Here is a 277-nt window from a genome sequence, read left to right as displayed (position 1 = left end):
ATGTTTAACAATTCGCTCTAACACACAAAAAAGGGTAAAACTCTTTTCGTTAAATTGTAAGGCTGTTGGGTAATTCATTTCAATGCTAGATTCAGCCAATTTACTGTGAAATCGAGCCGTGAATGCATGAAAATTTGGCTTAATAATTGTTAAGTTATTTAACAATGCTGATTGTTGTTGGTTCATTTTTATCTCGCTGCAGTGATTAATAACTATTATTATTAAGTGGCATAAAATTGATTATAGCGGGCAGATAAAATTCTGCACGTTTTTTTAG

Annotated in this window: 1 pseudogene; it reads right to left on the bottom strand. The window is 31.4% G+C overall.

Annotation, left to right across the window (positions count from 1 at the left end):
- Window positions 1-186: pseudogene (locus AAEZ18_RS18740) on the bottom strand (globin); the annotation flags it as partial.
- Window positions 187-277 lie beyond the last annotated feature (91 nt).

The organism is Pseudoalteromonas sp. 19-MNA-CIBAN-0066, from assembly GCF_040308705.1.
Classification (GTDB): Bacteria; Pseudomonadota; Gammaproteobacteria; order Enterobacterales; family Alteromonadaceae; genus Pseudoalteromonas; species Pseudoalteromonas nigrifaciens.
Note: the sequence above shows the minus strand (reverse complement) of the source record. Positions and strands in the feature narration are given on the sequence as shown.